This window comes from Rhizobium sp. 862_C5_N1_2 (assembly GCF_051811205.1).
Classification (GTDB): Bacteria; Pseudomonadota; Alphaproteobacteria; order Rhizobiales; family Rhizobiaceae; genus Rhizobium; species Rhizobium leguminosarum.
Genome location: NZ_JBPWPT010000002.1, coordinates 716,929 through 733,764, shown reverse-complemented (window position 1 = coordinate 733,764; position 16,836 = coordinate 716,929). Strand labels below are relative to the sequence as shown.

15 protein-coding genes are annotated in these 16,836 nt (G+C 61.3%); 13 read left to right on the top strand and 2 right to left on the bottom strand.

Features of this window, described 5'->3' with window-relative positions:
• Nucleotides 1–5 precede the first annotated feature (5 nt).
• Together ACD590_RS27745 and ACD590_RS27740 are read right to left on the bottom strand one after the other, a co-directional pair.
• Nucleotides 6–3,548: a molybdopterin cofactor-binding domain-containing protein gene (locus ACD590_RS27745; RefSeq protein ID WP_130716199.1), complete on the bottom strand. Its 3,543-nt coding sequence runs from the start codon at nt 3,546–3,548 to the stop codon at nt 6–8.
• Nucleotides 3,545–4,084, bottom strand: a complete 540-nt coding sequence (locus ACD590_RS27740; RefSeq protein WP_245304544.1) for a (2Fe-2S)-binding protein — start codon at nt 4,082–4,084, stop codon at nt 3,545–3,547. The genes ACD590_RS27745 and ACD590_RS27740 overlap by 4 nt, the downstream gene beginning before the upstream one ends.
• 359 nt (nt 4,085–4,443) lie before the next feature.
• Here ACD590_RS27740 and ACD590_RS27735 point away from each other — a divergent pair, with 359 nt between their 5' ends.
• From ACD590_RS27735 to urtE, 13 genes are all read left to right on the top strand, one after another.
• A complete protein-coding gene (locus tag ACD590_RS27735; RefSeq protein ID WP_047620176.1) occupies nt 4,444–5,580 on the top strand; it encodes an FAD-dependent monooxygenase in 1,137 nt (378 codons plus the stop codon).
• A complete protein-coding gene (locus ACD590_RS27730; protein ID WP_130716200.1) occupies nt 5,577–6,377 on the top strand; it encodes an alpha/beta fold hydrolase in 801 nt (266 codons plus the stop codon). The genes ACD590_RS27735 and ACD590_RS27730 overlap by 4 nt, the downstream gene beginning before the upstream one ends.
• A gap of 77 nt (nt 6,378–6,454) precedes the next feature.
• The gene (locus ACD590_RS27725) at nt 6,455–7,207 is read left to right on the top strand and encodes a maleate cis-trans isomerase family protein (protein ID WP_047620174.1); all 753 of its coding nucleotides are present in this window, start codon (nt 6,455–6,457) and stop codon (nt 7,205–7,207) included.
• A gap of 13 nt (nt 7,208–7,220) precedes the next feature.
• On the top strand, nt 7,221–7,862 hold the full coding sequence (locus ACD590_RS27720; RefSeq protein ID WP_018245262.1) for an N-carbamoylsarcosine amidohydrolase: 642 nt from the start codon (nt 7,221–7,223) through the stop codon (nt 7,860–7,862).
• Between the two features lie 59 nt (nt 7,863–7,921).
• Nucleotides 7,922–8,953: a leucyl aminopeptidase gene (locus tag ACD590_RS27715; protein ID WP_018444499.1), complete on the top strand. Its 1,032-nt coding sequence runs from the start codon at nt 7,922–7,924 to the stop codon at nt 8,951–8,953.
• Between the two features lie 133 nt (nt 8,954–9,086).
• On the top strand, nt 9,087–9,566 hold the full coding sequence (locus tag ACD590_RS27710) for a MarR family winged helix-turn-helix transcriptional regulator (RefSeq protein ID WP_018444500.1): 480 nt from the start codon (nt 9,087–9,089) through the stop codon (nt 9,564–9,566).
• Between the two features lie 354 nt (nt 9,567–9,920).
• On the top strand, nt 9,921–11,072 hold the full coding sequence (locus ACD590_RS27705) for a transporter substrate-binding domain-containing protein (protein ID WP_130716201.1): 1,152 nt from the start codon (nt 9,921–9,923) through the stop codon (nt 11,070–11,072).
• An 11-nt stretch (nt 11,073–11,083) separates the two neighbouring features.
• Entirely contained in the window at nt 11,084–11,692 is a 609-nt protein-coding gene (locus ACD590_RS27700; protein WP_018245266.1) for an ANTAR domain-containing response regulator, read from the top strand.
• Nucleotides 11,693–11,940: 248 nt separating this feature from the next.
• Nucleotides 11,941–13,191 (top strand): transporter substrate-binding domain-containing protein, encoded by a 1,251-nt coding sequence (locus tag ACD590_RS27695; RefSeq protein ID WP_018444502.1) that lies wholly within the window; start codon nt 11,941–11,943, stop codon nt 13,189–13,191.
• A gap of 144 nt (nt 13,192–13,335) precedes the next feature.
• Nucleotides 13,336–14,229 (top strand): urea ABC transporter permease subunit UrtB, encoded by an 894-nt coding sequence (urtB, locus tag ACD590_RS27690; RefSeq protein WP_130716203.1) that lies wholly within the window; start codon nt 13,336–13,338, stop codon nt 14,227–14,229.
• Between the two features lies 1 nt (nt 14,230).
• Nucleotides 14,231–15,370 (top strand): urea ABC transporter permease subunit UrtC, encoded by a 1,140-nt coding sequence (gene urtC, locus ACD590_RS27685; RefSeq protein ID WP_131704248.1) that lies wholly within the window; start codon nt 14,231–14,233, stop codon nt 15,368–15,370.
• Nucleotide 15,371: 1 nt separating this feature from the next.
• Nucleotides 15,372–16,121: an urea ABC transporter ATP-binding protein UrtD gene (gene urtD, locus ACD590_RS27680; RefSeq protein ID WP_018245270.1), complete on the top strand. Its 750-nt coding sequence runs from the start codon at nt 15,372–15,374 to the stop codon at nt 16,119–16,121.
• Nucleotides 16,121–16,816, top strand: coding sequence for an urea ABC transporter ATP-binding subunit UrtE (gene urtE / locus ACD590_RS27675; RefSeq protein WP_439003863.1), 696 nt, complete (start codon nt 16,121–16,123; stop codon nt 16,814–16,816). Before urtD ends, urtE begins: the two co-directional genes overlap by 1 nt.
• Nucleotides 16,817–16,836 lie beyond the last annotated feature (20 nt).

The window sequence follows — 16,836 nt, the reverse complement described above, 5'->3', positions numbered from 1 at the left end:
GCTCCCTAGTGGGTTGCCGCCGTCACGCGTTGCATGGCGTTGGTCGTTTCCGTCCAGGCCGGCTTGTCGGGCGCGAAACGCGCTCTCAGATAGTCGGCAAGATCCTTGATCTGGCTTTCGTTCAGCGTCTGGCGAAAGGCCGGCATCGACATTACTTCCGGGGCCTCACGGCCGGTGGTCTGCGCCAGAATCGCCGGCGCCTCGACACCGTTCAGGATCGCCTGGATGAGATTGTCCGGCGTCGCCGCATGCAGGTTGCTGTTGAGCGCCAGCGACGACAGGATCGAGTTTCCGGTGTGGCATGTGGCGCAGGCGCCGTTGAACAGCCGCTCGCCCTTCGGCGAAACCCGAGCGGCGACAGCCTTGGCCGCTTCACTTGCGGCAATGGCGGCCTCGCTTTGTGCGTTGCTATCGGCGGGGGCCTCGTTGAGGCTGGCGAGATATGTTGCCATGGCACGGATATCGTTATCCGGCAGCGGCTGCATGACTTCGACGACATGCGCCATCGGGCCGGCGGCACTGCCGTGATCGCGCGAATGTCCGGTGCGCAGATAGTCGTAGAAGGCGTCCGCCGTCCAGCTGACAGGGCCCTTGGCGAAGGCATTGAGAGCCGGCGCCTCCCAGCCATCGGCAAAGCCACCGGAGAGCCGGGCGCTGCCGCTCTTTTCCGCGCCCAGCACATTTCGGTCCGTGTGACAGGCCGAACAGTGACCCAGCGTCTCGACGAGATAGGCGCCCCTGTTCCATTGCGCACCACGGGTCTCGACGTATTTGAACGGCTCAGCTTTCAGAAACAGCGCATTCCAGCCCGCCATCATCGCGCGGATGCTGTAGGGAAATTTGAGCTTTGTCTCCGGCGCCTTTTCGGCGACCGGCGCCTGCGTCATCATGTAGGCGTAGAGTGCCTGAAGATCGGCTTCCTCGGCGCCCGCGAACGAGGTGTAGGGATGGGCGGGATAGAGGTGATGGCCGTCGCGGCTGACGCCCTCTCGCATGGCCCGTTCGAAGGCTGGATACGACCACGCGCCGATGCCGCTTTCAGTGTCCGGGGTGATGTTCGTGGCATAGACGGCGCCGAACGGCGTGTCGAAGCGCCGGCCGCCGGCAAAGGGTGTGCCGTCATCACCGACATGGCAGACATTGCAGGCGCCGGCCGCGGCCGCAAGCCTGCCGCGTTCGATGGTGGCCTGGCTGTAGACGTTGGCATCGGGTCGCGGAATAGTGCCGATAGCAGAACGCCAAGGCGAGGCCATTGTGACGATACCGGACAAAGCGGCGACGGCACCGACGGCCGACAGACCGATGTTCCACCACTTCCGCTTCTTCGCCACCGGGGCAGCCGGCGCTTCATCCGTCTTGCCGTTCAGCGCGGCGAGTACCAGCTCCGGCGTCAGCGGTAGTTCGCGGAAGCGAATGCCGGTGGCATCGTAAACGGCATTGGCGATGGCCGAGGCGCTGGGAACGGAGGCGGATTCTCCGACACCGAGCGGCGGCTCGTCCTGCCTCGGCACCATCAGCACGTCGATATCAGGCACCTCGGGGAAGGTGATCAACGGATAGCCGCCCCATTCCTTCGACTGCACGGCGGTCGAGGAGAATTCGACTTTTTCCTTCAGCACCCGGCTGGTGGATTGAATGATATTGCCGTGGATCTGGTGGCGCACGCCGTCGGGATTGATCATCATCCCGGAATCCTGCGCGCAGGTCACTTTGGTGACCGCGATCTCTCCGGTCTTCTTGTTGACGGCGACATCGGCGACCCAGGCGGCCCAGGCGGCGGCCTTGCCCGGAAACGGCCCATGGATGTAGACGGCATAGGCAAACCCGCGTCCGTAGAGCAGGTCGCCCTCGCCACCCAGCGTGCCCCATGTCGTATGCGGCACCCATTTCGCCCGCTCGGCCAGCGCATGCACCAGGTCGACGGCGCGCGGATCGTGGAGGTAGCGAAGCCGGTACTCGACCGGATCGACGCCGGCGGCGGCTGCCAGTTCGTCGATGTAGCATTCGTGCGCAAAGGTGTTGGGCATTGCCGACACGCCACGGAACCAGGAAGCACGCGCGATCGGCGGCATATCGTGCACGGTGACGCGGAGGTTCCCGTAGGCATAGGGCGGGATGGCGGTGCGATCGCCCATCTGCACGACGTCGGAAACTGGCGGCACCTTGCCGGTGAGGATCAAGGGAAGGGTCGGCGCCAGATTGGAGGGATAGCGGGTTTCGAAATCATAGGCGGACGGACCGCCCTCCAGGTCGATACCGCCGCGCACATCCATGACCTGGGCGGCGCCCTTCGGCTCCCAGACATGTTCCTGCTCGCGCGTCAGCTGCACCCGGACAGGTGCCTTGACGGCGCGCGACAGCAGCGCCGCGTCGGCCGTGACGTCATCGGCGCAATTGCGGCCATAGCAGCCAGCCGCCTCCAACCGCTCGACCCGGATCAGCTCTTCCGGCATGTCGAGCAGCAGCGCCAGATCGCGGCGCATGGGAAACGGGTTCTGCGTCCCCGACCAGACCGTTAGCCCGCCCTCGTTGTAATCGGCCACCGCGCAGGACGGCCCGATCGAGCCGTGCATCTGGTATGGCCAGACATAGGTGCGGTTCATCGGCTGGGCACTGCCGGCCAGGGCCATATCGACATTGCCGAGATCGGCAAGCCTGCGCGCAGTCGACGGATTGGCGCGCAGCGCCTTTTCCGGCGCGTTGAGATCCGGCCACTCGGGCGGCGCGCGCCACACGACGTTCAGGCTCTTGGCCGCCTCGATGGCGTTTTCCTCGCGGGTCGCGACCACGCCGACGAAATCGCCGAGGGCGACGACGCCGACCAGCCCGTTGATGTGCGCAACGGATGTTTCGTCGATGGAGATCAGGCTGTTTCCGACATGATCGCCGTGATCGAACCCCGCATAAGGCGGGCGAACGACGCGGCCATGCAGCATGCCCGGCACGCGCACATCATGCACATAAGTCCAGCGCCCCGTGGCCTTCTCGGGGATATCGACGCGCGGCCGCGACGAGCCGACCACTCTATAGTCCGAGGCCGGCTTAAGGGCCGCGTATTTATCGATCGACAGCCTGACATGGCTGCCGGCGACGATGTCACCGAAGCTGAGCTGCCAGTTCTCGCCGCCATCGGCACGGATGATGCCGTCTTCCAGCCGCAGCCGCTCAAGCGGCACGCCGCCCTTCTCAGCCGCCTTGGCGAGCAAATGATGGCGGGCGGTGGCGGCGGCCTGGCGCAGCGGCACCGCGGTGATCTGGATCGTTTCGCTGGCGATGGTCGCGCCCTGGTTGGGCGCGGCGGAGGTCGTGCCGAGCACCATGTCCACCTGCTCGAACGGCATGCTGAGCTCTTCGGCGACGATTTGCGCCAGAGAGGTGCGGATGCCCGTCCCTAGATCAACATGTCCGTTGAACGCAGTCACACGGCTATCGGCGCCCACCGCGATGTAGAGTTCCGCACCGTCGCCAAGCCGCGTATCGTTGACAACAAGCAGCATGTCGGCGGCCGACATATAGGCGGATTTCGGCATTTGGCGGTGGTCGGTCATGGGGAGACCTCCTTCGCAGCTTTTGGTGAGATATCGTCCGGCGTGGATCGTCGCGTCCGTTCGGCCCTGGAATAGGCGACCGCCCGCCTGGCCGCGGCAAGTATTTCCATGTGCGTTCCACAACGGCACAGATGATGGCGCAACGCCTCGCGGATCGCGTCCTCGTCGGGATCGGCATTGCGATTGAGCAGGGCTGTGGTGGCGATGATCATGCCGTTCAGGCAATATCCGCATTGAGCGGCGGCCTCGTCGATAAACGCCGCCTGGACTGGATGCAGATGCTCGGGCGTGCCGAGACCCTCAAGCGTAGTGACGCGGCGGGTGCCGACGGCACCCAGAGGCACGGTGCAGGAGCGCACGGAGCGACCATCGACGAGAACGGCGCAAGCGCCGCATTCACCGAGGCCGCAACCGTATTTCGGGCCGTTGAGGGAGAGATCGTTTCTGAGGATATAGAGAAGGGGTGTTTCCGGGCTTGCTTCGACGCTCTCGACGGCATCGTTCACATTCAAACTGAAGCAAACTGGCAGTGTCAAAGCAGGCCCTCCGCCCCGGAGAACGAAACACAGACCTCGCCTCTTTCCATCGGCCGTACCGCTACGCAGCAGACATCGCCCGGACGTCCGCAAACCATAACGATGCAACAGTCACCGACTCTTCGCATCTATTGCCCCTTTTATTATTAAGAAGTGCATACGCTTTATAATGACAAAAGACAAGTCGGATTTCACCATCGGGATTTTGCTAGTATATCCAATTGGCAAGGCGATTTTTGTGTCATCTTAATAAAAATCAGAACCTCGCTATTGCAATTTAGAGCGTATGCGCTAGACTTTTTTTGCCAAGCCTCCAATCGTGGGAACAATGCGTCGAAAGACAGCTAAGAAGGGTCGCTATGTCTAATGGAAAAGAAAAGATCGCGATTATCGGCGCCGGCCTCGGCGGCGCTGTCGCGGGTGCGCTGCTCCAACACGCAGGTTTCGACGTCAACGTCTATGAACAGGCACCGGCATTCTCGCGCCTGGGCGCCGGCATTCATATGGGGCCGAACGTCCTGAAGATTTTCGAGCGCATCGGCGTCGACAAGAAGGTGATCGGCATCAGCAGCACGCCGAGCCATTGGTTCAGCCGCGACGGCATTACCGGCGAATACACCGCCCGGGTTTCGCTTGAAGGCTACGGCCAGACCTATTGCACCGTTCACCGCGGCGACCTGCAGGCCATCCAGTGCGATGCGTTGCAGCCAGGCACCTTGCATTTCGGCAAGAAGCTGGCTCGCCTCGACGATAGCGGCACCGATGTGCTGATCGAATTCGAAGACGGAACCTCGATACGCGCCGACATCGTGATCGGCGCCGACGGCATCAATTCGCGCGTTCGCGAAACGCTGCTCGGCGAAGAGAAGCCGAATTACAGCGGCTGGGTCGGGCATCGCGCCCTGATCTCGTCCGACAAACTGAAGAAATACGATCTGACATTCGAGGATTGCGTCAAGTGGTGGGGTCCGGACCGTCATATGATGGTCTACTACACGACGGCTCGGCGCGACGAATATTACTATGTCACCGGCGTTCCGCATCCGGCCTGGGAATTCGATTCGGCTTTCGTCGACAGCAGCCGCGACGAGATGGCGGCGGCGTTCGAGGGTTATCATCCGATCATCCAGGCGCTGATCGAAAGCACCGATGGGGTGACGAAATGGCCGTTGTTCAACCGTAACCCGCTGCCGCTCTGGAGCAAGGGCCGTCTTGTGCTGCTTGGAGATGCGTGCCATCCGATGAAACCGCATATGGCGCAGGGTGCCGCGATGGCGATCGAAGACGCCGCCATGCTGACCCGCTGCCTGCAGGAAACCGGCGTCAACGACTTCCGCACCGCTTTCGGATTGTATGAGACCAACCGCCGCGATCGCGCGACGCGTGTCCAGAGCGTTTCGAACGCCAACACTTTCCTGCTCAAACAGGAGGATCCGGCCTGGGTCTACGGCTATGATATCTATGCCGCCCCCCTGAAGAGCGAGACTGCGGCATGAGCGGCGGCGCCTTGTACGGGGCGAATGTCTTCGCCAACGGCATCCGCCAGCACTATCTGCGCTATGGCGGCAAAGGCCCTGCGGTCATCCTGATCCCGGGCATCACCAGCCCCGCAATCACCTGGGGTTTCGTCGCCGACCGGTTGGCCGAGCGTTACGACGTATATGTGATCGACGTACGCGGCCGCGGCCTGTCGTCGACTGGCCCCGACCTCGATTACGGCCTCGACGCCATGGCTGCCGACGTCGTCGGCTTCGCATTGGCACTTGGACTTGCTACTCCCGCCCTGCTCGGCCATTCGATGGGCGCGCGCATCGCCATCCGAGCCGCCGTTGCGGCGCCGGAGGCGTTTTCGAGGCTGGCGCTGATCGATCCGCCGGTCTCCGGCCCCGGACGCCGCGCCTACCCGAGCAAGCTGACCTGGTATGTCGACAGCATCCGCCTGGCGTTGAAGGGCATCGACGCGGAGGGCATGAAGGCGTTTTGCCCGTCATGGACCGACGAGCAACTGAAGCTGCGCGCCGAATGGCTGCACAGCTGCTACGAGCCCGCGATCGTCACCGCTTTCGAGGACTTCCACAAGGACGACATCTTTCCGGATCTGTCGAAGCTCAAGCAGCCGGCCATGTTGATGGTCGCCGGCCGTGGCGGCGTGATCGAAAGCGTCGACGTGGACGAGGCCCGCTCGCTTTATCCGGGGCTGGAAATCACCCGGGTGCCAAATGCAGGGCATATGATTCCATGGGATGATTTCGACGGCTTCTTTGCCGCGCTTGGAGATTTTCTCTCCCGTTGATTGAAGCGGCGGTGGGGCGATGATCCACCGCCGTTTGTTTGAGAGCCGTTTTTTTTGCGAAGCAAAGGATTTCACCCGTGCAGAAGTATTACCGTATCGGCCAGATCGTTCCAAGCTCCAACACGACGATGGAGACCGAAATTCCCGCCATGCTGACGGCACGCCAGTCCATCCGGCCCGAGCGCTTCACTTTCCACTCCAGCCGCATGCGGATGAAGAAAGTGGTGAAGGAAGAACTGGCGGCAATGGACGCCGAATCCGACCGTTGCGCCGTCGAGCTCTCCGACGCCCGCGTCGATGTTCTCGGATACGCGTGCCTGGTCGCCATCATGGCGATGGGCCTCGGCTATCACCGCCAGTCGGAGAAGCGCCTGATGGGTCGCACCCAGGAGAATGGCACTGATATTCCCGTCGTGACCAGTGCCGGCGCCCTGATCGAGGGCCTGAAGGTGATGAAGGCGAGGAAGATCGCCGTCGTCGCTCCTTATATGAAACCGCTGACGGAGCTGGTCGTGGACTACATTCGCGAGGAAGGCTTCGAGGTCGTGGACTGGCGGGCACTCGAGATCCCCGACAATCTGGATGTGGCGCGCCACGACCCGGAAAATCTTCCCGCGATCGTGCAGACGCTCGACCTGACCGATGTGGACGTGATCGTGCTATCGGCCTGTGTGCAGATGCCATCGCTGCCCGTCATCGCCAAGGTCGAAGCCATGACAGGCAAACCGGTACTGACCGCCGCCGTCGCGACCACTTATTGCATGCTCAAGAAGCTCGGTCTGGAAGCCGTCGTGCCAGGCGCCGGCGCACTTCTGTCGGGCGCATACTGAAGAGGGGCCGATCATGCAGAGCGCGCAAAGCAATTATCAGGGCGTCTGGGGCAACCGCATCGGCTTCGGCCAGCGCCCTGCCCTCCTCGTCATCGATTTCCTAAAGGGGTACACCACCGAGGGCGCGCCTCTCTACGCCCCTGGCGTGGTTGACGCGGTCGCGCAGACGCCGGCGCTCATCGATGCCGCCCGCGAGGCCGGCATCCCGATCATCCATACGCGCATCCTCTATCTTGCGGAAGACTGCGCCGATGGCGGGATGTGGGTGAAGAAGTCGCCCGTCATGAAAGGAATGGTCGAAGGCAACGTGCTGGCCGAATTCTGCGACGGTGTCGAGCCTGCCAGCGGCGAACTCGTCATCGTCAAGCAATATGCCAGCGCCTTCTTCGGCACCAGTCTTGCCTCCCAGTTGCATGCGCAGGGGATCGACACGGTGATCATGGCCGGCTGTTCGACCAGCGGCTGCATTCGCGCCACTGCCGTGGATGCGGTCCAGCATGGATTCCGCGGCATCGTCGTGCGCGAGTGCGTTGGCGACCGGCACCCAGATCCGCACAATGCCAATCTCTTCGACATCGACAGCAAATATGGCGATGTCGTTTCGAGGGAGGAGGCAATCGCGGAAATCGCCAAAGTCAGGTCCGACCGCGCATAATTTGGGGGAAACGCCCCAGACTTCAAACCTAAGCCTTCAAACAAGATAGGGGAACGAGCATGGATCAATTCAGTTTCACGGAAATTTGCCTGCATCAGTTGAAGATGTCGGGTGTCCACGAGGGCGAAAAACTCATCGTCCTGACCCAGGGCAGCGAGCGCCTCGATTACGCCGACGCCTTCATGGCGGCAGGCATGCGTCTTGGCGCCAAGATGTATCACATGCGTTTGCCGCCGGTGCCACCGGCAGGTGCCTGGGCGGTCGGCCAGACGGGCCTCGCAGCCATGCCGGATGCGGTGGAGGCCCTGAAGGCTGCCGACATGCTGATCGACTGCATCTTCCTGCTCTTCAGCCCGGAGCAGATGGCGATCCAGGCGGCCGGCACGCGTATCCTGACCGCCGTCGAACCGCCAGAAATTCTGGCGCGCATGCTGCCGACCAAGGAACTGCGCGAGCGCGTCGAATTTGCCGGAGACTTGCTGTCCAAGGCGAAAGTGATGCGGATCACCTCTCCGCACGGCACGGACGTCACCTACAAGCTCAACACCTATCCCGCCATTACCGAATATGCGTGCACGGACGAGCCGGGCCGCTGGGATCATTGGCCGTCCGGCTTTGTCTTCACCGGCGGTGACGACGATGGCGTCGACGGGACAATCGTCGTTGCTCCGGGCGACATCCTGCTGCCACAGAACATCTACGTGCGCGACCCGATCATCTACACGATTGAAAACGGATGGATCACCGATATTCGCGGCGGCCTCGATGCCGAGCTGGTCAAGTCCTACATGGATGGTTTCAACGACCCGCGTGGCATGGGCATGAGCCATGTCGGCTGGGGTCTCAATCAGAACGCTAAGTGGCATCGCATGGTACCCGGCGAATTCCCGGGTGGCATGGGAATGGAGGCACGCTCCTTCTACGGCAACGTGATGTTCTCAACCGGCCCCAACAACGAGCTCGGCGGCCCGAACGACACCGCGTGCCATCTGGATATCCCAATGCGCGGTTGCTCGCTGTTCCTCGATGATGAGCCAATGGTTCTGGATGGCGACATCGCCGTGAAGGAAATGAAGCACAACTTCAAATAACCGGGCTTGCCAGCCGCTCCGCGTGAAATCGCGCGGAGCGGGTTGCGGTGTGCCACGCCTTGACCGTCGCAACATGCTGTGGTGTTTCCTGCATTCCCGCCAAAGACGCCGTAACTGATGGACCACATCGACGATGACCGCAAAAGAGACCGAACAGCTGCCAGAAGCTCCGGCGCCTCAAAATGGCTACCAAGTGACGGAGCAAGTCGGGCATCTCCTGCGCAAGGCCTATCAGCGCCATCTGTCGATTTTCCAGACCAATGCCAGCGATCCGGACTTGACGTCGGTGCAGTTCGTGACGCTGTGCGCGCTGCACGATCTCGGTCCCAGCTCGCAGGTCGAGCTCGTGAAGGCAACGTCCGTCGACCAGGCGACCATCCGTGGCATCGTCGAGCGGCTGAAGGCCCGCGGACTGATCGATCTCTCTAAGGACGAGGCCGACGGCCGCAAGGTGGTGATCTCTCTGCTGCCCAAGGGGGAAGCCCTGCTGCAGGACATGTATCCGCAAGCCTACCTCATCAGTGAAAAAACTGTCGCGCGTCTCAATCCGGCGGAACGCATCGCGTTGTTGTATCTCTTGCGCAAAATCGCCGACGATGAGACTGAACAGTAGGTGTTGATTGGGGTCCCTGCTCTTGAAGGGATTCGAACTACCGCCCCGCTCCTCGAAAGCGAATTTTTCTGGAGGTTGATCGATACAGCGCAATCAAGTCGCTCTCGCAATTACGAAAATATTTCGATCGAGAGGCGCTTCGGTCGGCAACGCTGCACTATCGCGATGCAAGGTGCTGCGATGCTGCTTGAGGATGCAAGCCGATAGCCGCGCACGGCCTTTCGTTCCGCTATTGTCACCCGACAAAGAAACTGCCATCATGGACTGGCAGGCTCCAATGGGCCGCTGATATTCCATGAGCAGGGTAGCTCTCGACCGGAAACGGGCGGGAGCTTTTTTATTTTTTGGTGGACGATGATGCATTCAGAAAGCTGGCGTGTCGGTGTGCTGTTCTCCGAAACGGGTGTGACCGGAGCGGTGGAAAAAACCCAAAGGGCGGCAACGTTGCTGGCGATCGACGAAATCAACGCGGCGGGAGGCGTGCTCGGGCGGGCTATCGAGCCCATTGTGTACGATCCGCAATCGACGCCCAATCTCTACAAGGAACTTGCAGTCAGGCTTTGCGACGAAGATCGGGTCCGGGTCGTATTCGGTTGCCATATGTCGAGCACCCGCAAAGCCGTCCTTCCCGTCATCGAGGCCCGTGACGCTTTGCTGTTTTATCCGACGCTGTACGAGGGGTTCGAATATTCCCGGCACTGCATCTATACGGGGGCGGCCCCCAACCAAAACTCGGTCCAGTTGGTCGACTTCCTGACCAGGCATTATGGAAAGCGGGTTTTCCTCGTGGGCTCGAACTACGTCTATCCTTATGAATCCAACCGGACGATCAGCGACCTTTTTCTTCAGGTCGGCGGACAGGTGCTGGACGAGATGTATGTTCCCCTGAACCTCAAAACCGAAGACGTCGCCAAAATCATCCGGCATATTCACGCGGCAAAGCCGGACGTCATCTATTCGACCATTGTCGGTGACGGTATCATCCCCTTCTACACAGCATTCAAGGAGGCCGGATTCGATGCGGCGACGATGCCGATCTCGAGCCAGTCGACCAGCGAGGCCGACGTGATCCGCATGCGGCCGGAGGTGGCCGCAGGGCACATTACCGCCGCCCCCTTCTTTGCGTCTCTGGATACGCCACGCGCCCGCGCCTTCGTCTCCGCTTACGAACGGCGCTATGGCTTGCAGATGCCGCCCACAGCACCAGCCGAAGCCGCCTACTTCCAGGTTTATCTCTATGCGGCGGCTTTGCAGCACGCCGGCAGCGACAGGCTCGAGGAGCTTCTGCCGGCTCTTTCTGAAGTCGAGTACGATGCACCGCAGGGGGCGGTTAAGATAGACCGGCTGACGAACCACACGCATCTGTGGCCGAGAGTGGCAAGGGTGAATGCGCAGGGCAGCTACGACATCGTCTACGATCCGTCGCTCCGGGTCGCGCCTGATCCGTTCATGCGCGAATATCGCCCGGACTTCACGCAGTCTTCCCCGCATAGCGTCCAGGTTTGAGAGGGAGCGAGATGTCATTCGCCCTTCTCAGGGATCTGCGGGATCTCAAAGTTGTGGTCATCCACCCTCGGACATCCGAGGGAGATTTTCTCGTGGATCATCTGCGCCGTATCGGTTGCATGGTCAATTGTCTCTGGCCGGTGCCGGCCGAATTGCCGCATGGCACGGATGTCGTCTTCCTTGCCATGGAAGACGAGGCGAGACCGGAAATCGAGCGTCTGCTGAAGTCCTTTCCCAACCCGGCCCCGACCATGCTTGCCATTGTCGGTTACGAAAACCCCTCAACGTTGCAGATCGTACTGGAAAGCGGCGCGCTTGCCATCGTCGAAAGACCGATCAAACCCTTCGGCCTCCTCACCAATCTGGCCATCGCCCGCAACCTGTGGCTCGAACGCCAGAAGCTCGTCAAGGAGGCACGCAAGTACAAGCGCAAGGTTCTGGGTGACCAGAAACTGGCACGGGCAAAAGCGATTCTGATGGCCAACCGCGGCACCAGCGAGACCGAGGCCTACCGCGAAATGCGCGAGCAGGCGATGGCCCGGCGCGTGCCCATCGATGAAATCGCCAATTCGATTATCAACGCCGAACAACTCTTGCGCCCAGCCCAGAAACATGATTAGTTTTTCATGCGTTTCAAACGAAACGCCTCCGGCACATCCCTTCGCTTGACGAAGCCATGTGCCGCTGTTGCACACGGCGCAGCCGTGATGCGGTGATGGCAAGGGTGCCCGCAGGCTGTGACAAGCCTCGCGGGTTTTTTGTTGTCTGCTGACAGTGACGTCAGTTCTCTACCCATTTTCGGCATGAAAGCCTCGCCGTTCGGCGGGCCGTGCCGCCGTGCGCGCCAATCAAAAAAAGGGGAACCAAGATGGTGTTCAACAGACGTGAATTTTTGAAAACCGCAGCCACCGCTTCTGCCGCGATCGCCCTGCCGGCTCTGGGCAGCCGCGCCTTCGCAGCCGATCCTATCAAGGTCGGTGCGCTCTATTCGCAAACGGGCGGGCTTTCGGTTGCCGAAAAGCTTCTGGCAAACGGCGTCATGATGGCCGTTGCCGAAATCAACGCGGCCGGCGGCGTTCTCGGCCGTCCGGTCGAGGTGGTCGTCGAAGATGGGGCTTCCGATCCGAAGACCTTCAGCGAGAAAGCTTCGAAGCTGATCCTCAAGGACAAGATCTCCACCGTGTTCGGCTGCCATACCTCGGCCAGCCGCAAGGCCGTGCTGCCGATCTTCGAGCGACGGGGCGCGATGTTGTTCTACCAGACGCATTACGAAGGCTTCGAGTGCTCGCGCAACGTCGTCTATTCCGGTGCCGTACCGAACCAACAGCTCTCCAACTACATCCCCTGGATCGTCGAGAAACTGGGCAAGAAGAAATTCTTCATCGTCGGCTCGAACTATGTCTATCCGCGCGAGATGGCCAAGGTTTCCAAGAAGCTGATCGAGGCAGCCGGCGCCGAATGGGTGGCGGACGAATATCTGGAGCTTGGCCATTCGGAGTGGGCCGTCATGGTCAGCAAGATCAAGGAATCGGGCGCCGACGTGGTCCTGTCCAACGTGGTCGGCGACTCCATCATCGCCTTCTACCGCGAGTTCAAGAACCAGGGGCTCTCTCAGGAGGTTCTGCCGATCTGCGCGACGGTCACCTCCGAAATCGAAATCGCGGCGATGGGCGCCGAATATGCGGCCGGAAGCTATACCTCCTTCCCCTATTTCATGTCGATCGACACACCGGCAAACAAGAGCTTCATCGACCGCTTCAGGACGTTCGTCAACGATCCCAAAGCCGTTACTTACCATTCACTCGAAGCCGCCTATTTCCAGGTCTTCCTGTGGAAGCAGGCCGTCGAAAAATCCGGCGATCTTTCTGCGGAGGCGATCAGGGCCGGCATTCGCGGCCAAACCTACGAAGCACCCGGAGGCAAGGTGACCACCGATCCCGATAACCTGCATTGCTGGCTTACGCCGCGCATCGGGCAATGGCAGGCGGACGGCCAGAGCAAGGTGGTGAACGCCTACCCGGCGCCGATCAAGCCCCTGCCCTATTCGGCCTATGGCGAGACGGAGAGCAATCTATTCTGCACCAGCAACGGTCTCGACGCCGCAAAGCTCAAGGGCTGACCCCTTCCCCGCGACGTCCCGCCATCCATGGATGGCGGGATCATCTCTCGGTAAGGCCGGCCTCCCCTCTTCTTCCGCAAGCTGCCATCAGGATGGGCAAGGCGCAGGAGAGTTCGGCCCGCCCTTCTCACGAACGGTGGCGTTATGCTCGACATTCTCTTTATCGGCCTCAGTCTCGCCTCGATCCTTCTTTTGGTTGCGCTTGGCCTTGCCATCACCTACGGCGCCATGGGCGTCATCAACATGGCACATGGCGAAATGGTCATGATCGGCGCCTATGTCGCCGTCCTCTCCGGCATCTGGCTAAAAGCAAGCCTTCTGCTTGCGATCCCTCTGGCCTTTGTCGTGACGGCCCTGCTCGGCCTGCTGATCGAGCGGGTGGTCGTCCGGCGGCTCTACGGCCGTCTGCTGGACACGCTTCTCGCCACCTGGGGAATAGCCATCCTTTTGCAGCAGGCCGTGCGACTCGAGTTCGGCCTGTCCTTTTTCGACATTCACGTCGAAGGCCTGGGGGCCGGCCTGCAGAACGTCGCCGTGCCTGTCTACCTGCAGGGCACGTTCAGGCTCGCCGGCGCTGATATCAACGCCTACCGCGCCTTCATCATCGCCGTTGCCGCCGCGCTGACACTGGCGACATGGTTCATCCTCTACCGGACCGCGGCCGGCATGCAGGTTCGCGCCATCATCCGGAACCCGAAAATGGCCGCCGCCTGCGGCATCGACGTGAAACGCGTCAACGCCATGACCTTCGCGTTCGGGTCGGGCCTTGCCGGCGTCGCCGGCGTCATGATGTCCGGCTTCAAGACCGTCTTTCCCGACATGGGCACGACGATGGTCGTCGACGGCTTCATGGTCGTGGTGACCGGCGGGGTCGGCAGCCTTTTCGGCACCATCCTCTCCTCAGGCCTGCTCGGCGAGATCAATGCCTTGGTGGCAATCGGCACGAACGACATCCTGGCGCGCGCCGTCGTGTTCGGCGTCGTCATCCTCGTCATCCTCGTCAAGCCCAGCGGGCTGTTCTCGTTCAAGGGACGCTGACATGAGCATTGAACGGAAATTCCAGATCGCGGCTTATGTACTTTTCATCGCAGTGATCTTCACAGCCCCCGTTTTCGGCGACGAATTCTGGCTGAATCGCATATCGAAATACCTGGTCTACGGCATGCTGGGCGTCGCCATCGCGCTCACATGGGGATATGCGGGTATTCTCAATCTCGGCCAGGGACTGTTTTTCGGCCTGGGCGCCTACATGCTGGCCATGTCGTTGAAGCTGTCGAGCCTGACCAGTCTCCAACAGGGTTCCGACAAGCCGGTTCCGGATTTCATGCTCTGGAATGCCGAGCCCGGTGCCCCGACGGAGCTTTGCTGCATCAACAAGGGCTCCTTCCTCTGGCTTCCCTTTCAAAGCCAGTCGGTAGGTCTTGTGCTCGGCATCGCGCTTCCGGTGGTGATTGCTGGCGCACTCGGCATGCTGGTTTTCCGCAAGCGCATTTCCGGCGTCTTCGTCTCGATCATCACGCTGGCGCTCGTTCTGCTCGTCCGCCTCGTCATGGTCGATGCGCAGCCGGTGACGAACGGCTTCAACGGCCTGACGGATCTCGGCTGGCTCACGATCGGCGGCGTCGAATTCGATCCCTACAGCCGGGCGACCTATTATCTGTGCGCCGTATGCCTGTCGCTGACACTCATCGGTGCGCGTCTTATCGTGGAAACCCGAGCGGGCATGATCCTGCAGGCGATCCGCGATGACCAGGTCCGCGCCCGGTATCTTGGCTTCGACGTCTCGCTCTACCAGGTGTTCTTCTTTGTCATTTCGGCAGGGATCGCCGGCGTTGCCGGCATGCTCTACGTCGTCGTCGCAGAGTTCGCCTCTCCGACCTTCATGGATCTCTCCTTCTCCGTGACGATGGTCGTCTGGGCTGCCGTCGGCGGCCGCTCGTCTCTGCTTGGCGCCTGCATCGGCGCAATTCTGATCAACATGATCGAAGCGGAGGTCAGCGAGACCGAGGCGCTGGTCGAGGCGTGGAAAGCGATCATCGGTCTGATCTTCGTGCTGGTCGTTCTGTTCATGCCGCGCGGCCTTGGCGGCGTCGCGCATGACGTGCTGCGGTGGTTCGTCCGCCGGCGCAAACCAGCTGAGGCCCTTCCGGCATTGCCGCGGCAAAGCGAGGCATTGTGATATGAGCGCCATTGCATTGACCATCGACGGTCTCGGCGTCGATTTCGGCGGTTTCCGCGCCGTCAACAATGTCAGCATCACCGTCTTCGACGGTGAGCTGCGTGTGCTGCTTGGCGCAAACGGTGCCGGTAAGACGACCTTGATGGATCTGGTGAGCGGCAAGACGCGCAGCACCCAGGGCAGGGTCTTCGTCTACGACACCGACATCACCAACTGGCCCGAACACCGCATCGCACGCGCCGGCATAGGCCGGAAATTCCAGATCCCCAGCGTCTTTCGGGACCTTACCGTGCGACAGAATCTGGAGGTCGCCAATTGCCGCAATCCTTCGGTACTCGCCAATCTTCGGTTCGGCTTTTCGCGTGCAGAGGCGAACCGCGTCGACGACGTCATTGCCCTCATCGGCCTCGATGCCGAACACGATGTGATGGCCGCCTATCTCAGCCATGGCCAGACGCAGTGGCTGGAGCTCGGCATGCTCATCGTCCAGGATCCCAAGGTGGTTCTGCTTGACGAGCCGACAGCCGGGATGACCCAGGCCGAAACCCGCAAGACAGCCGAGATCATCAACAATCTCAAAGGTCGCCATACGATCCTCGTCGTCGAACACGACATGGGGTTTGTCCGCGAGATCGCCGAACGCATCACCGTTCTCCATCTCGGAGAGGTTCTGGCGGAGGGAAGCGTCGAAGATATCGAACGCAATCCGAAAGTCCGTGAAGCCTATCTCGGTTCGAAAGGAATCTCCTGATGCTGTCGTTGAAAGACGTGCACAGCTATTACGGCCGCAGCCATATCCTGCACGGCGTCACCCTCGATATCCCGGCCGGCAAGGTGACGAGCATCCTCGGCCGCAACGGCACCGGCAAGACGACGCTGTTGAAAACGCTGATGGCATTGACCGACCGCATGACGGGCGAGATGCTTCTGCAGGGAAAGGACATGGCCGCATCCCCAACGCATGAAAGGGCAAGGGCCGGCATCGCCTACGTCCCCCAGGGCAGGGAGATCATTCCCGATTTTACCATCCGCGAGAACATCCTGATGGGCGCCTTTGCCCGCACCGATGGCAAACGCGAGATTCCAGCGCTGGTGCCAGAGCTTTTTCCATACCTGATGGCCAATCTCGATCGGCCGGGTGGCGTGCTTTCGGGCGGCCAGCAGCAGCAGCTCGCCATCGCCCGCGCGCTGGCCGCAGATCCGAAAGTGCTGCTTCTCGATGAACCTAATGAAGGCATCCAGCCCTCCATCGTCGAGGAGATTGAGAAGATCATCATCCGGCTCAATCGCGAGATCGGCATGACGATCATCCTCGTCGAGCAAAACGTCGCATTTGCGCGGCACGCGTCTCACCGGTTCGCGATGCTTGAGAAGGGGCGCGTGGTCGCTGCCGGCGCCATCGATGCACTCTCCGACGCGCTTGTTCATCGGCATATGGCTGTCTGAAACAGCCGGCTATCCTCCAT

Bases quoted from the DNA above. Each gene is read 5' to 3' on its own strand.
- urtB (WP_130716203.1), top strand. From the start codon at position 13,336: ATGCTCGACATTCTCTTTATCGGCCTCAGTCTCGCCTCGATCCTTCTT.
- ACD590_RS27715 (WP_018444499.1), top strand. From the start codon at position 7,922: ATGGATCAATTCAGTTTCACGGAAATTTGCCTGCATCAGTTGAAGATG.
- ACD590_RS27735 (WP_047620176.1), top strand. From the start codon at position 4,444: ATGTCTAATGGAAAAGAAAAGATCGCGATTATCGGCGCCGGCCTCGGC.
- urtE (WP_439003863.1), top strand. From the start codon at position 16,121: ATGCTGTCGTTGAAAGACGTGCACAGCTATTACGGCCGCAGCCATATC.
- urtD (WP_018245270.1), top strand. From the start codon at position 15,372: ATGAGCGCCATTGCATTGACCATCGACGGTCTCGGCGTCGATTTCGGC.
- ACD590_RS27745 (WP_130716199.1), bottom strand. From the start codon at position 3,548: ATGACCGACCACCGCCAAATGCCGAAATCCGCCTATATGTCGGCCGCC.
- ACD590_RS27710 (WP_018444500.1), top strand. From the start codon at position 9,087: ATGACCGCAAAAGAGACCGAACAGCTGCCAGAAGCTCCGGCGCCTCAA.
- ACD590_RS27720 (WP_018245262.1), top strand. From the start codon at position 7,221: ATGCAGAGCGCGCAAAGCAATTATCAGGGCGTCTGGGGCAACCGCATC.
- ACD590_RS27700 (WP_018245266.1), top strand. From the start codon at position 11,084: ATGTCATTCGCCCTTCTCAGGGATCTGCGGGATCTCAAAGTTGTGGTC.
- ACD590_RS27705 (WP_130716201.1), top strand. From the start codon at position 9,921: ATGATGCATTCAGAAAGCTGGCGTGTCGGTGTGCTGTTCTCCGAAACG.
- ACD590_RS27730 (WP_130716200.1), top strand. From the start codon at position 5,577: ATGAGCGGCGGCGCCTTGTACGGGGCGAATGTCTTCGCCAACGGCATC.
- urtC (WP_131704248.1), top strand. From the start codon at position 14,231: ATGAGCATTGAACGGAAATTCCAGATCGCGGCTTATGTACTTTTCATC.
- ACD590_RS27695 (WP_018444502.1), top strand. From the start codon at position 11,941: ATGGTGTTCAACAGACGTGAATTTTTGAAAACCGCAGCCACCGCTTCT.